We start from the raw sequence: 14998 nt of genomic DNA, 5'->3' as shown, positions 1-14998 counted from the left end.
AATTTGAATTACGAATGTTAAGTCATGAAAAAAACGCTCATTGTTGAAGACGACGCAGACACCTTAGACATAATGGAGTTAATACTTCGCGAAAATGGTTACGCTGTCATAAAAGTGAATCGCTCTATCTCGCTTAATGAGATTGCGGCAATTAACCCAGAACTTATTATCCTCGATTTTCTACTCTCATTTGGGTTGGGAACTGAATTATGCTCGGATATAAAGAGCGACGAGCGTATAAAGCACATCCCGATAATTCTTTACTCTGCCAGTAACGATATTGAGCAACTTGCAATTGACCACGGTGCCGATGCGTACTTGCCTAAACCATTCGATATTGATAATCTAATTCAATTGGTTTCTGAAAAGGTTTTATAAAAACAAAGTCCCCTTACAATCGCTGTTTGGGGACTTTAACCTAAACCTTATCACAATTGGACAAAAGAATTTGTCCTTTCAGATGTCGGCAATTTAATATTTTTTGACCACTTCTTATTATTTGCCTTTTAGCAACTCGTTCTTTTCTTTTTCAGCCAACAACAACCTTTCGTATAATTCAACTATTTTTTCAACGGTATTAAACGTTGGCTGATAGTTTAACGAACTGGCAATTAAGGTTGAATTATCGCTGCTGGTATTATGAAAAGTATTTGAAATAATATTGAAGACTGCTTCCTCTGTAAATGCCTTAATGGCTTCAGAAGACAACCCCAAAATTTTCGCAATTTTTTCTAAAGCTTCGCCATCAACATCTGCACTTTGCTCGATTTTAGAAACAGCTTGTTGGCTAATACCTAATTCATGCGCAAGAGTTTCCTGCTTCATACCTTTTAATTCACGGATTTTACTGATTTTTCTGCCGATATGTAAGGTTGGTTCTGCCATAAGTCAAATGTATTGTTAAAATGTAAATGTACAAAACAACGCCTTTATTGTAAAGTACAATCGCTTATGGTTCGGTACGGTTAAGTTTCGCTATTCTTTTGTTTTTGCTGGTTAATGGAGGCCGGTATAAAAATAGTATCATGTACAACGGAACTTATGCGCCCTGGGAACATTACCCTAAGACACTTCGCCATTTCGAAGTTGAAAATCCAATGTCTGTAGTAGTTGATTTTTTTAGTGCTGATTCAGTAAAAGGCCACGGCAAGCGATTAAAGGAATGGCGTTATTATGTAGTTAACGACGAGCATTACGATGAAAAACGTCATGGCCCTGGCACTCTGCTTTTTATTTATGACCTCAACTTGAGGATTTTGGAAGCTATGTACCTGCTTTTAGTCAATTACAAAAACTTCTCTTACCAGCGGAAACAGCTTACGGAGGAGCAATTGGAAGAAGAAAAGGAACAATGGGAATACTACCCTAAAAACCTTTCCTTGAAAGAACAGCTTGAACCCTATAAAGCAATTAAGAAAGTCTTTAAGAAAATTAAGCCGCAGGAATATAGGGATCAGCTTCATGAGTGGTCACACATAGCACTTTACAATAATGCGGATGTAGAGGCTTTATATGCAGGTGAGGTTATTACCGTTTATGAAAACTTAATTAAACTCTATTCGGCAGCATGGCTAATCTGCCAGCGAGAGGGTGGTCGTCCACAACTAAAGCGGAGCAAGCTTGAAAATAGCTTAACCGAAACATCCATCGAACCAATTGCGCTAAGAACCATAAACCCCGAACCATCGGCAGCCGAAAAGTTGGCACTGGAAGAAATTAAAAATCTGATTGTAAAACGTTGCCCGCAGGTTCAAATGATTATTCATTTAGGAACTCATGCCAAGCCGTTTACATTTTACCTGCTTATCCTGATAAGCGATGGTGAAAAAACACCGGAGCATGAAATCAGTAACAAGATAGAAGACAATTGCCAATACCTTGCCAATGTACATGCCATAGTTCATAAGGCAAACAGCGCAAAAGAAGCCTTAAATATCGGTAGGCGCTTTTGGTCAACTGTTATGGAAAAGGGATTTGTTTTATTTCAGTCGCCTGAATTAATATTACCCCCTCACCAGGAAATAACTAAGGAGATATTGTTGGAAAGGGCAAAGTTCAATTGGGAACGATGGGGTAAACAAGGCAGCGAATTTTTAAGAGGTGCAGAATTATACAGGGCAGATAACAATTTCAGGCTTGCAGCATTTCTTTTGCACCAATCCGTTGAAAGCGTTTTAAAAGCTATTATACAAGCGGTTATAGGCTACCGGGTACAAATGCATAACTTATCAAGGTTGTTAAGGCTAAGCTTATTGTTTACCGATGAATTAAAAGAGGTCTTTGAACTCAATACCACAGAGGGGGCGCAACTATATCAATTGCTACAAAATGCCTATTCACAGTCAAGATATAACAGTTCATTTGATCCTGACGGAGATTCAGTGAGAATACTATCAAGGCAGGTAACAAAATTTAATACGGTCGCAAAAAGAATTTACAAGCAATATATACAAGATATTAAGTGTTGACAGCCTCAGCAGTATTGGCAGGCGGGCATTCGTTCGCCTTTCCTCTGAAAACTATTGACCGTAAAGATGGTACAGCTAAGAACCCAAAAGCAGCATGTCGGGCGGTTGATTTAAATCGTCCGACCTTGCTGCTGAAAAGCAAAACGACACGTACACCCGTTGGAACCATGTAGCTACGGCAGGCGGCTGCATTACACCTCGCGCTATCGCGCCGGGTTTCATTGCGCCGTCAGCCTCGCTGCCGCTGGCAGGAGTGAAATTCGTTCCTCATAACACACCTGCCTTTCTCCTCACTCAAAATTATAATCCCATTTCACCGCGTCCGGCAAAGTTACCGACCGGCGGATGAAATGTAAAGGCTATACAAGCGAAGCATTTTAATTTGTTTTTTAGCGGTGCTTCGGCCTTGACATTTCATCCGCCTTGCGCTTTTGGTGCCTAAGCGTTGAAAATGGGAAGATTCGTGTATTCCAATAAAGTGTAACTCTATCAATATAAAATAATTAGGATTTTTTATATAATTGTTGATAATAAGAATATTTGACGGATATTACCATTTCAAATGAGCATATATGCCCTTACGATTATTCAGAAGTGCTTGGAAAACAAGGATGTCTATTTAGACCTTGGGAAATGTGAATTAACCGATGCTGATTTTCTGATTGGAAGCCTTGTCAGTGTAGAATTAACAAAATGCATTCAACTGGAGACGTTGGTTTTGAGCAATGAATGGTATGATTACAGAAAAAAACGGGTAGTTCGAAGTATAAATGCCCATGAGGACAATAGGTTTTTTAATGCAGATTTTACGCCAATAATAAAACTAAGTAAACTTTCCACGCTGATATGTAATGGCGGAACTTTTAAACAATGGGGCATAGGGTCTTTAAAAATAATTGGGACATTGACCAACCTAGTTCATCTTTCATTATGCAACAATCACATAATCGATCTGAGCTCGTTAGCTAATCTAAAGCACTTAAACTACCTGGACGTCAGTGATAATACTATTACGGACTTGACTGGCCTGGAAAATTTGAAAGACTTAGAATATCTCGATATTACCAATAATAATATTCATGATATTGCAGTTGTTACGACACTGCCAAAACTGACCTATTTGTATATTGGCCAAAACAAAATTACCAGTATTTCTTATAATACATATTTGAAATATTTTACGACTCACGAGATAAACTATCAACAAGCGGCCAATAATTTGGCCGGATACTATTTTAAAGCTTCTTTTCGTGATCATATTAATCAAATCCAACTGATTTGTGAAAGCATTAGGAGAGAGCGTTTCCAAGCGCGGGTTGATAATGAGGCAATCTTTCAGAAAAATAAAACAGCCATTGATGATAGCTTATTGTTAACCCAACTGGCAACCAACTCTATGACCGCCCCTCCTTTGGAAATTATTAAACGAGATAGTCGGCGGGTTATAGATTGGTATGAGGCGCGCAAACAAGGAGGCGTTATCAATATGATTGGGAAAGTAATCTTGTTTGGTAACGGTGAAGTAGGTAAAACGACCTTAGTGCATCAGCTAACTGAAAATGAATTCTTAGCTAACACTGAGCGGACGCATGGTATAAGGATCAGGACATGGACAATCGGGATAGAGGAATTTTCAAAAGAATTGATTGCAAAGATTGAATTGGCTATTTCAAAATATGCAACAGAGAATCCAGACTCAATTAAGCTGCCATTTCCTAAGACTATACAATTAAATCTATGGGACTTTGGCGGGCAAGAATATTATCACGCCACTCACCGGCTATTCATGAGTAGTAATGTAATGTATCTGATCCTTTGGGATTCTAAGACAGATTTAATTGATGAAGAAGCTGGAGTCTATCCGAGAAATTACTGGAAGCGTAATATTGATCATTTCTCTACGCGCAATACAGTGCTGAATATTCAAAATAAAACTCAAAAAAATACGCAAGGAACCGATGGCAAAGAGAATTTCAAAATAAGGCTTCGCGAAGCAACGATTCCCAAAAGCATTAGTCAGTACGAGCATGACATTGACGATTTGAAAATGGGCATTTTTGACAATTTAGCAGGGCTGTCATACATCGGTCAGCCATTTCCGATGGTATATGAGGAGATTAGGAAAGCGCTAAAGAATGAACTTAGGAAATATATTAATTTTAGTGAATACGAAGACATCTGCCGTAAAGTGGATAATACCTTATCCTCGGTAATGACTAACGCCTCCCAGCGTGAGACTTTATTACAATTTCTTGATGATACCGGCTCAATCGTTTCTTTTCGTTATCGTAATACTGTACGATCAGCGTTGCTGGATGATCTTATTTTTACTGATCCAGAATGGCTTACTGGAATTATTTATGAGATACTATCGAAACAAAAAAATGAATTCGAGTACAATCATGTAGAAGTGATCACCAAGACTCATGATTTGGACACAAGTACCTGGATAGAGATTATGAAGCAATTTGAGCTAATTTTTGAAATTCAGGGTAGTGATGGGATTTGTTACATAGTTCCACAATACTTGCCTCTAGAATGTCGAGAGCCGAACAGAAGAAAATCAGCGCTGGCAGGAAAACAGATGCTTCATGCTTTTACACTGTCTTACCCAGGTTTTTTTCCTAAAAGTAATTTCCTGAGGTTTTTAGCGCGCTATGGGTCCAAAAGCGATGACTATCTGTATTGGAAAAATGGTTTGGTATTTACTAAAAGTAAAACGGTTGAAGCGCTTTGTAATAACGATTTCAATGATGGAAAGATAGAAATATTCGTGCAGGACCGTGACCCGCAATTGACAAAAGAAGTCTTCGAAGTGCTTTTGGGCATTGATGAAGCGGAAAATATAGAAATCTCTATCAATCGCGAGGATTATGTGACAGTTAAAAAGTTGAAGGAAAAAATTCATGGCCGATATCACTCTATCGAAGCCACAAATGAAAAGACATTATTGATGAGTGAATTTAACCATTTGTTTAATATTCAAAGCGTCCGTAAAAAAATATTCATATCGTACGCCCACGAAGACAAAGGCTTACGGGATGAATTTAACATTTACCTAAGTCCATTTGTTCAACAAGAAAAAATCACAATCTGGCATGACAACAAATTAGAACCAGGCTTATGGGAAGAACAAATAGAGAAGCAAATGGAACAAACAGACATCTTTATTTTCTTGGTAACAAAAAACTTTTGTAACTCAAACTATATAATTGATAAAGAGATTATTAAAGCAATCGATCGATATGAGAAGGGGCTATCCAAAATTTTTCCTGTTATTTGTGAAGATTGTGCTTGGCATTTTTTGCCTATAAATAAGTCCCGCAAACAATTACATCCTGTTGAACGAATTGAGATGTACCCATGGCTTGGACAACTGACTGCCTTTCCAACTGATGGGGTTCCACTAAATCAGTGGGAACATCGTTCAGAGGGGTTTACGGAGGTATTAAGCCATTTGGTACAGGAATTTTCAAAATAATCTTATCTGCAAAGATTGATATTTAAGCTACAACTATTATTAGCTATAAACTATTGATACATAAACAAAAGTATAAAATGGAAAACTTTAAAGATTTATGACTGGTTATCAGCGTCCTGCATCTTCCGCTGCGGCCTCTACCCAATGGCAATAATTCCGATAGCCGTTATCATTAATCCAGCAATAGGTCTCAAAGTAATCAGAGAATCGAAAAAATTTACCAAAGTCATTACTAAACCAACCACCTTCGAAATAGAGCGTATTAGACTTTTTATTGTTAATCTCCGGTAAATCTTCAAATTTATACCATCTTCCATTAATCAGCTCATAGAACCAAATCTTTTTGCCGTTCTCCGAAATTTCAAAGCCAAATCTGTCTAATGGATTTAGACCTTTTGCCGCGGTACAACTATATTTATCCCTGATTCGGTTGATATGTACCCCAAGGATACCATTGCCACGCTCAAAACTTCTTGCCAATTCATATTTGACGTAACGTCTTGATGCAGTATCAGAACCGATCAATACTGCTGTTACTGACGTTCCCACCAAACCCTCATCGATAATCGATTTTATCCTGGTCGGTGTTTTTACACGCTCCTCTTCCCAAATTGATCGGTCATAGAAAGTCTGGTCATCTTGGTGGTGAAGCCAACTGTTTCGTACGACATTCACCCGGAAATTCTTGACGTCTTCATAGGAAAAACTAAAAAATGAACATCTTGCCATGAACCATTAGCTAATTGTTTTCACGATATTATAACTATCAATATTTCCGTTGATACCAGCTGCCACATCAAGATAATAATCAATATTTACTTTAAAATCATCCCATTTTACAGAATGAATATAAGATGAATAACCATTATAGACAGTATTGCCATTGCATTCCCGGGTATCGGGAGCTTTAATATTAAACATGTTTCTTTTTAAAATAACGAACAAGCTATCTGTATGTAAAGTTCGGCTGTTACAAGTTGGGTTTTCTGTAATAAAATAATCATAATTGCCCCACATATCCGGTAGTACAACTGCTAATAAAGCATTAGACAGGCTCGTTCTACCATTCCTGGAGTGTTCTTTTAAAGAGTAAGATATTTCCCATGGTATCCATTGGTCTTTTTCTGAATCCGCGGTCTTCATATTCCGTGAAATGAGCACTATTGTGATACTGCTGTCATATATTTTATCGCGAAGGCTTGAAGCAATTGCTTCATCTTCAAAATCTTCTAGCGATTGCCCGTCTTCTTCACCTTTATTTATGTGATCTTCTTTGTCGATCAATTCTTGTAACGCGGTTACATAATCCCTAGCTTTTGTATAAAATATATCTGGCAATGCACGAACATTGGTATCGCCATACTTGTAGGTGATAAATATTTTCCGTCCCATATTTCTTATAAATAGTCTTTAAGTAGTCCCTGGAACAAATCCATATATGCATAATTCTGCAGCAAAGCAAGCGGTGGTGCGGGCTGTATGTCCTGATACAATAGCTTAGCTGCGGCTCCCGTGCTTGCGACCGGTAAAACCAATGCTTCCGGGTGATAAAACTTGAACAGTTCGTACTCGGTGCGAATGCCTTCCATTCCTCCAATGAAAATCCCAACTTTGAAATCATTATTCCCAATCATTGCATGCCGCATATCATCAAGGCTACTCAATAGGTCTTCACGTTTAGGAATAAGTTCTATATTTTCGAAATCAAAATTATCGGGCGGAAAAACTGCTTCAAAAAAAAGTGATTGATATAGCGTTACGTGTTTTTTTACATCGGCATTCATTTGCTGAATGACATACCTTATTAGCGGTGTAATTGCCGGATGACCACCCCAAATAAGTTCGGCTTTAGGTATAGCAATGGTAGCAAGAGCCCTAACCGCATCGCGGATAGCAATAATATCTGCGGTATCATAAAACTTCCTATCCCGATCAAGGGTAGGGATACTAGCAGATAGGAATATTTTGTTCAATTTTTGTTCAGCCATGATTCACGATCAGTTAGTTTAATGGTTTTAATAGGCAAATAGTTGTCTAGCCAGGCCAGGTGATCCAGCCATTTCGTTCTTATATTCCGGTGATCATATAAAAGATGAATAGCAGAAACTGCGGTCTGCTTAATCCTTTTTACTAATTCTTCTGATTGATTATAAGTGAAAGCCTGGGGCACACCGACTGTTGGTATGATAACAATTTCCTCATCTCTGCTGTTTCTCATGGTGATGAATTTTTCAGGTTGCAAGCTCACGCTAACATGTGCATTGTCAGCAGATCTAATAAATTCGGTTACAATGTTATCTTGTCTTGCAGCTAAACTACGTGCCCTTAATGATTCTGCCTGGCTCACGATTTCATCCATAATGACATCTGTTAAATTACTTTTAGCATCTGCAAATAATCTATTGTCGAAATCTGTGTCCAAAAGGTAAAGCGGTATACTCAATTCAGATGACCTTTCAGGTTTATAGTTGGGCCACACCAATTGTAATATGCCTATAGACATAGAACTGGCCTGAGCCAATTCCTGGGTCGTCCAATGACTTTGCAGGAATCCAGGCGTGTTTAGCAGCACGACTATATCGGTGTCAGCCAATCTGTGCCATAACTCCTCCTGAAATACTTCCCCTTTTGGCACACTATGTGTATCCAAAAATACATCAAATCCGGCTTTTTCAAAACGTTCAAATAGCTGTATAGCAACCGCGCTGGATTCGTCCCGCTTATAACTGATAAACAGCCTTCTGGAAAGCCTTAACAAACCAAGACCTTCCAGGGCATGATTGACCAGTGGCTCTATATCATGTTTGGCTGATAGCTGAAACCCATTGATCGGCCTTAATTGTTCGGGTATCGACGCGTTAAAATCAGCAATGACGTCGACTATCGGCAAAATAAGTGTTGCGTCAGCTTTTAATCGCTCAATTTGATGTATGTCTTCAAACTCACTGTTCTTAGTGCCAAAATAAAGGCAGTAGGTAGGGGCGTTAGCGATGTAATCCTGGTCGAAGTTCGTCTCGTCAATAATTTTGACATTTTTTTTATCCAGGCCGAGTTCTTCTACGTGCTGAAAAAAAGCTGTTTCTATGTCGGGTCTGAAAGGACTTTTTTGTCCAAGAAAAATGAGTTGATATTTTGTTTCCATTTTATGTTTTTAACGAGTCGCCAACCACTGTTTAAGTGGGGTAATAATATTGACATTTTGTTTATTAGCCGGCCTGGATACATAGTAACCCGCTGCTACCCGCGTGCCATCCTGGTAAAACCGGCTGCCATCCTCATAATCAATTTGCGGGTATATTTGCAGATACTCGTTCCCTTTATATTGCCAGTCGTATTGACCACTATCCTTAATTGGCAGTATGGCGATATGTTGAATAAATTTGTGAGTATCGCCAATCCCAAGCTCCCAATTACACCAGTATGATTCAATGGCTTTTGCAGTGGCCAGTAAGACGAATTTATCGCAAAACTTGATCACCTCTTTAATTCGCGCCGCAGAATCGCCGCAAGTTTGATCTGGCATTTTATTGTCCATGCTGTCTATATAAATCTTTGCACCGATGCCTTCCAGGAGCCCCATTAGTCCGCGCAGGTCTGATAAATCATCATGCTTATGGCTTAAAAATACAGTAGGTTTAGCTTTAGATGCTGACAAGGCGCTAAAAGTCCGAACCTCGTTTAAAGAACGGGTAACGAAATTTTCATTTACTGCCTGATTATTAAAATAACCTTTAGGAAATATCATACTCAATTATATTTTTTTCTGATAGTAATAGCCTCGTCTATCCAGGACTCGATTTTTTCACTAATGGTATTATAAGCATTCTGACCTGGGTCGTAACATTTAACAATGTTATTTAATGGCGTACCATTGACATTATACTGGTCAAACGGATTGCTTCCTTTACTGCACTTCCCGTTTCGCGCGCAATTGATATTATGGATATAGATCCCTAGCAAGCCTTTCTTTTTAGCCCAAGCCTGTTCTATCTCATATTTCACGTATTTTCTGTTGGCGGTTTTCTCGCCTACCAGAACCACAACACAATCTTTGTTGGCCATGTTATCGCGTATCCAGGTTTGAATGGCGGCTTCACCTGAGCGTTCCAGGGTTTCCCATTCGTTTGGTTTAACCGGTTCGTTTCCTTCGATCACTCCGATATTTCTGATTTGCTGAACGCGCATGACATCATTGTCAAAATGAAAGCTATAGAATATTTTTTTCTTTGCCATAGTAATTGAATTTTAATGATTTGTTGAAGGTGTTTTCACGAGCTTAACGTGTCAACCATGATTTTAAAGGAACTTTCGAACCATCCGGATTGACGATATAGTAAACATCTTCCATCCGCTGGCTGTAAATATTATACTCACTAACTTTGTCTAACCTAGGGTAGATTAGGAGGTATTCAGCATCCTTCCATTGTCCATTATAATCTTCAGTTGGGAAAATCGCAATGTTCTCAATATATTTTTGAGCATCACCGTAACCAAGTTCCCAATTCACCCAGTTCGACTTGATCGCCGCAGGGGATGCAAGCAGAATGAAACGATCATGCTTTTTAATGTTTTCTTTCAACTTGGCGGCAGTTACCGCATTGGTAATGGCCGGCATACTTCCGTCCTTCCAGTCGATATAGACATTAACCCCAATGGACTTCAGCAATACCACCGCAGGTTCGATGACATCGGCGTCACTGTGGCTGTGAGATAAAAATATCGTCTTCAAGGCTTTGCCTTTTGCCTCATTAAGGGTAAATGTCTTTGATAAGTAGGTACTTCTGGTGGTGTAATTAAGATTTATAGAAAATGATTTTAATTCTTGTTTAGTAATAATAGCCATGATTTTCGTTTCTTTTTTTAAGTCAAAATTTGTTAAAGTTGCCGGAATTGCCATAGCTTCCGGCAGTTCTGTCAGCTTAAATAATCGGTGCCAACTAAACCCGGATATGACCTCAGAATAAAAAAGAATTTATACATTTGGCTAAAACAAACCTGAATATAGCCGGGGTGCTTAACCCCGGTGCGTGCCTTCCCAAGCTCAAAATATCAGGTCTGAAAAAGGAGGTTTATCAAAGCCTCCTTTTAGTGTTATTTTGTTAAGCTGTCATATGTTTTTTTTAAGACGGTTAATACTTGTTTTTAATTCTTCTATAGTATCCTTAAATTCCTCGCCTGCTTTTAAATATTCTAAAGGGTATTCCTTTTTTAGTATATCCATAAGAACAAAATAAACAGGTTTTAAAATCGCTCTGAAATCTACAACGGCGCTATCCATAAAGAGATTTAAGGCAATTTTATATTCCTCTTTTGCCAGCAAGAGCAGAAAATAGTCCATTAACTCAGACAGCAGATTGTCGACCTTAAAGTCATTTCTCGACTCCTCAATCTCTAATTTTGATTCCGCTATTTCACCGTATAAGGATTTTACAACATCTGCCGATTTTTCTATGTAATTATTCCATAATAAAATTTTTGCGTAAAATAGATTGGATGTAAATATCCCATCGATGACGGTAAGGTTTTTTTCCAAAACATTCAAAGCAAATTGTTTTTTATCTTTCCTTCCGCGAGAATAAATGTTTGATACAAGGCATAAAATAGCAAAATGATCACCCATATCATTTGCCTTTAGAAATAGCTCATCAGCTTTAGTATACTCCTTGAGATCCGCGTACAAGTGTGCAAGTTGATGGGCACTCGAAGCATCTCCTTGATTTACTCCGTCGGCGTACACTTCTAATGCCTTGCCTTTGTCGTTGAGTTTACGATGATATAGTCTACCTAGATAGCTATACGCTTCCACATCCCCGACCTCAATAGCTTTAGTTAATAATTCTTTAGCTTTTAAATAATTGGGACGGTTTTTATACTGTGTCCACTTACCATACTCTAAAAAAGCGCCGTCTTCTTTATTTTCTACGGCACTTTCAAAATAGACTTTGGCCTTTTTATAATCCCTGATTCTAGCATAAAGCTTTCCTAATTCAACATACACACCTTTTACCTTATGATCGAGGGCCTCCAAAAGATATTTTTCAGCCTTTTTATAATTTTTTCTACTGAGATAGATTTTACCCAAAGAAAGTAACGACGGCCAATAGATTTTCTTAATAGCTAGATTATGGTAGTCGATCGCGGCATTATAGTTTTGTTCTTTGTAAAAGGAAATTTCGCCTAAGCGATTAGCAGCATAGGGGTGATAGGGTTGTTGTGTTAAACTTTGCTTGTAATAAAACACGGCTTTATCTAAATCCTTTAAAAAATCTTCGTAAATGATTCCCAAAGTCAGCGCAGCATTGGCATTGGTTTCATCCAAAGCTAATAGTTGTTTTGCTGCATCAGCGCTGCGTTCATAGTCTCCAGTCATCAGGTATAAGGATGATGCCAGTGTATAATATTGGGTATCATGCTTTTCTATTTGTCCCAGCAACGCGATAGCTTCACTAAATTTTTGTTCGGAAATTAAATCAGATAACGTAGAATGTGTATTTTTGACGGACCATTTTACTGTGTTGAGTAATCGTTCCGGCAAAATCGACTTGGTAATTCTTAAAAGTTCACTTTTTAAAGAATCAGAAACATTAACACATGACAAAAAGGTATTCCCCATATCTATGGCGGCGTTTAAATCGTATGCTCCACCTTTTAAATTGTCAATATGTGCTGCTATTAGTTTGTCCAGTTCCCTTTTTTCACACCATGCATCAAAAAAACGGACCAGCCATATTACATTCTCTTTATCATGTTTTCTGCCGAAACGCATAAGGTACCAGATGTTCATAAAACGCTCTTTAATGCGATAAAGATGATTTTTAGTATCTGTGGACACTTTTTCAATAAGCTGATCCTTTTCGAGAGCGGCAATTATTTTTGAGATATTTTTACTTTCTAATCTGGTAGCTTTTACGATATCCTTTACCGCGATAGCATCCCACTTTCTGGCGATTATATCGATCACTTTTTGTTGTTGGGTAGATAGTTGATCGAGTTCGGATTTATATAAAAGTGAAAGCGTATCGATAAGGATATATAAGTCTTTAATAGCTTTCCCATTTTCATTATCAAGGAAAATTTGAAACAAATAAGATATAGTTCTTGGGATACCACCGGTTAACCGTCTTAAGGACTCAATCCGGCCTGGGTGATGCTCAATAATGTATTTGATCCTGTCTAGTTGACCATATTGCTCACCAATTTTGATTAGCAGTTTTTCGCATTCCTCCTTACTTAATCCATCAATTTGAATAATTTTAAAAAAGCTGTAGAAATGGCTGGCGAAATCTACGTATCCGTCGTCAAAAGAAGTTGAAGTGCCTATAAGCCGAATGATTGAATCATCGGTTAAAATGTCTTTCAATCTTAAAAGCTCCTTCTCGTCAAGCTTATTGAAAAAAACATTAATGTTCTCGATGAAAAGTACAAGCGTCCTATTTGCATCATTTAGCCTGGATCGTAAATAATTATAAACATTCTGCTCGTAGTCGGCATCATCCGTAATTATACTTTCTATTGTGCGGGTAACATTGCTCCAGCCATACTGATCTTCAAGATGGATCCCAATGTTTTCCCAAATGTTTACCAATTCAGAAAGGTAATATTGCTCTTCGGTGAATACTATTGGAATCAGGTATTCATTAAGTTTCTTATCATCTTCGATTGCATAGTTCAATCTATGCATCAATGAGGTTTTTCCGGTGCCTCTCTGACCTATTATTAGGTAATGTTGTTTATGATTAAGCAGGCTGGTTTGTTGAAGGTTGTTGAATATTTCAACGAATTCGTTAATACGAATAACAAAGCCTTCTACCAAAGACTGCTTTGATTTGTTACCCGTATTGTTCCTCAATAAAATATCTTCGTTGATTATTTTTAACATATGACGATTTTTTATTCGTCAAATATATATGACGATTTAAAATTCGCCAAATGTTTGACGATTTATTTTTCGTTATTTCCCTAAGAGATATTTTATTAACTATTCGACCATTATTTTTAATATTATTCAACCGAGAACGACTTTAATACATCCCCTTCAACAGAAGAGATAGGTAAATGAAGAACTCTTACTGATAATTTTTCTTACCGCACCTTAACCGTACTCTTTTACGTTTTAAGGAAATCAAAGTCGAGTCAGGGAGTAACTACTTTTCGTACACATAAGAAAGCGCGCCCGATAATAAGACAAAAAAAGCAATCAGGTTACAAATTATAAAAATGCCCTTTATGCCTCTATGACAAGGCATATATGAGCTAATATATAATATAAATTGGGGCTTTATTTTGAAAACCTTAATTCATTTACGTATCTTTATTCTATAAGATTTGCAATTAATCTGTTATCAAAAGTGGTGAGTAATTCGGTGAGTAAGAATTTGAACCCACATAAGATATTGAATATAAGGATGATACAAAGGTGATACAAATCCCTCCGGCTCCACTGATAGAGATGATCATTTGATCATCTCTATTTTTTTAGGATTTTTATTCGTTTATATTCTGTATGCATTATTCTTAAATAGATATTTCATCTGCTAAATAAATGACGAATGCGCTTTTTTATACGTTCTCGCCTTTCACATACACACTTCAGTTTGTATAGTTCTGCTTGAGACGAAGTATAAAGTGCGCTTTTCGGCCTGTAATAATTAGGTTTAAGCGATCTATCTAAAGTTTTTCCATCTGATATCAAGGGCATTGCGACTTACTATTAAGAAAGTGTTAAAAAGAGTTTGCTTGGGTGTTAAAAGGATGTACCTTTGCAACCCGCAAACGAGATAGCGGGGCTTGTTCTTAGAAAGGTTATTGAAGATAGGGGTTTTTGCAGAGAGGGATTAGAAGAAAAAGCAAAACAAAAGCCCCGAAAAAAACTTCAAATAAAATTTCGGAAATAAGAAAAGGTTGCTACCTTTGCAGCCCGCTACGGAGGACGGAAGTCATAGAGGAAACGGGTTCAGAACTTTAAAATTTCGAAAGAAATAAAACGAAAAAAAGTTTTGGAGAATCGGAAAGGTTTGCTACCTTTGCCAACCCAAACGGAAGGGTGCTT

Annotated in this window: 12 protein-coding genes; 3 read left to right on the top strand and 9 right to left on the bottom strand. The window is 37.8% G+C overall.

Going from position 1 to position 14998, the window contains the following annotated elements:
* Positions 1-24: 24 nt before the first annotated feature.
* Complete coding sequence (locus QWZ17_RS16680; RefSeq protein WP_290306413.1) at positions 25-378, top strand: response regulator; 354 nt, start codon at positions 25-27, stop codon at positions 376-378.
* A gap of 117 nt (positions 379-495) precedes the next feature.
* On the opposite strand, the gene QWZ17_RS16675 is transcribed toward QWZ17_RS16680, so the two are convergent.
* The gene (locus QWZ17_RS16675; protein ID WP_290306412.1) at positions 496-885 is read right to left on the bottom strand and encodes a helix-turn-helix domain-containing protein; all 390 of its coding nucleotides are present in this window, start codon (positions 883-885) and stop codon (positions 496-498) included.
* A gap of 140 nt (positions 886-1025) precedes the next feature.
* On the opposite strand from QWZ17_RS16675, the gene QWZ17_RS16670 reads away from it, so the two are divergent.
* Together QWZ17_RS16670 and QWZ17_RS16665 are read left to right on the top strand one after the other, a co-directional pair.
* A complete protein-coding gene (locus QWZ17_RS16670; RefSeq protein ID WP_290306411.1) occupies positions 1026-2468 on the top strand; it encodes a HEPN domain-containing protein in 1443 nt (480 codons plus the stop codon).
* 598 nt (positions 2469-3066) lie between these two features.
* Positions 3067-5949: a leucine-rich repeat domain-containing protein gene (locus tag QWZ17_RS16665; RefSeq protein ID WP_290306410.1), complete on the top strand. Its 2883-nt coding sequence runs from the start codon at positions 3067-3069 to the stop codon at positions 5947-5949.
* Positions 5950-6057: 108 nt separating this feature from the next.
* Here the strand turns inward: QWZ17_RS16665 and QWZ17_RS16660 are convergent, their stop codons facing one another.
* The 8 genes from QWZ17_RS16660 to QWZ17_RS16625 all read right to left on the bottom strand — a co-directional run bounded on the left by QWZ17_RS16660 (position 6058) and on the right by QWZ17_RS16625 (position 13828).
* Positions 6058-6678, bottom strand: coding sequence for a TIR domain-containing protein (locus QWZ17_RS16660; protein WP_290306409.1), 621 nt, complete (start codon positions 6676-6678; stop codon positions 6058-6060).
* Between the two features lie 6 nt (positions 6679-6684).
* A complete protein-coding gene (locus QWZ17_RS16655; protein WP_290306408.1) occupies positions 6685-7341 on the bottom strand; it encodes a TIR domain-containing protein in 657 nt (218 codons plus the stop codon).
* A 5-nt stretch (positions 7342-7346) separates the two neighbouring features.
* Positions 7347-7937 (bottom strand): Thoeris type III anti-phage system protein ThcA, encoded by a 591-nt coding sequence (thcA, locus tag QWZ17_RS16650; protein WP_290306407.1) that lies wholly within the window; start codon positions 7935-7937, stop codon positions 7347-7349.
* Positions 7919-9091 (bottom strand): Thoeris type III anti-phage system protein ThcB4, encoded by a 1173-nt coding sequence (gene thcB4 / locus QWZ17_RS16645; RefSeq protein WP_290306406.1) that lies wholly within the window; start codon positions 9089-9091, stop codon positions 7919-7921. The genes thcA and thcB4 overlap by 19 nt, the downstream gene beginning before the upstream one ends.
* A 9-nt stretch (positions 9092-9100) precedes the next feature.
* The gene (locus QWZ17_RS16640; RefSeq protein WP_290306405.1) at positions 9101-9694 is read right to left on the bottom strand and encodes a toll/interleukin-1 receptor domain-containing protein; all 594 of its coding nucleotides are present in this window, start codon (positions 9692-9694) and stop codon (positions 9101-9103) included.
* Between the two features lie 2 nt (positions 9695-9696).
* Complete coding sequence (locus QWZ17_RS16635; RefSeq protein WP_290306404.1) at positions 9697-10182, bottom strand: TIR domain-containing protein; 486 nt, start codon at positions 10180-10182, stop codon at positions 9697-9699.
* A gap of 43 nt (positions 10183-10225) precedes the next feature.
* On the bottom strand, positions 10226-10846 hold the full coding sequence (locus QWZ17_RS16630; protein WP_290306403.1) for a toll/interleukin-1 receptor domain-containing protein: 621 nt from the start codon (positions 10844-10846) through the stop codon (positions 10226-10228).
* Positions 10847-11056: 210 nt separating this feature from the next.
* Complete coding sequence (locus QWZ17_RS16625) at positions 11057-13828, bottom strand: hypothetical protein (RefSeq protein ID WP_290306401.1); 2772 nt, start codon at positions 13826-13828, stop codon at positions 11057-11059.
* Between the last annotated feature and the right edge of the window lie 1170 nt (positions 13829-14998).

The organism is Mucilaginibacter flavus (genome assembly GCF_030409315.1).
Lineage (GTDB): Bacteria > Bacteroidota > Bacteroidia > Sphingobacteriales > Sphingobacteriaceae > Mucilaginibacter > Mucilaginibacter flavus.
This window is presented reverse-complemented; position numbering and strand designations above follow the sequence as displayed.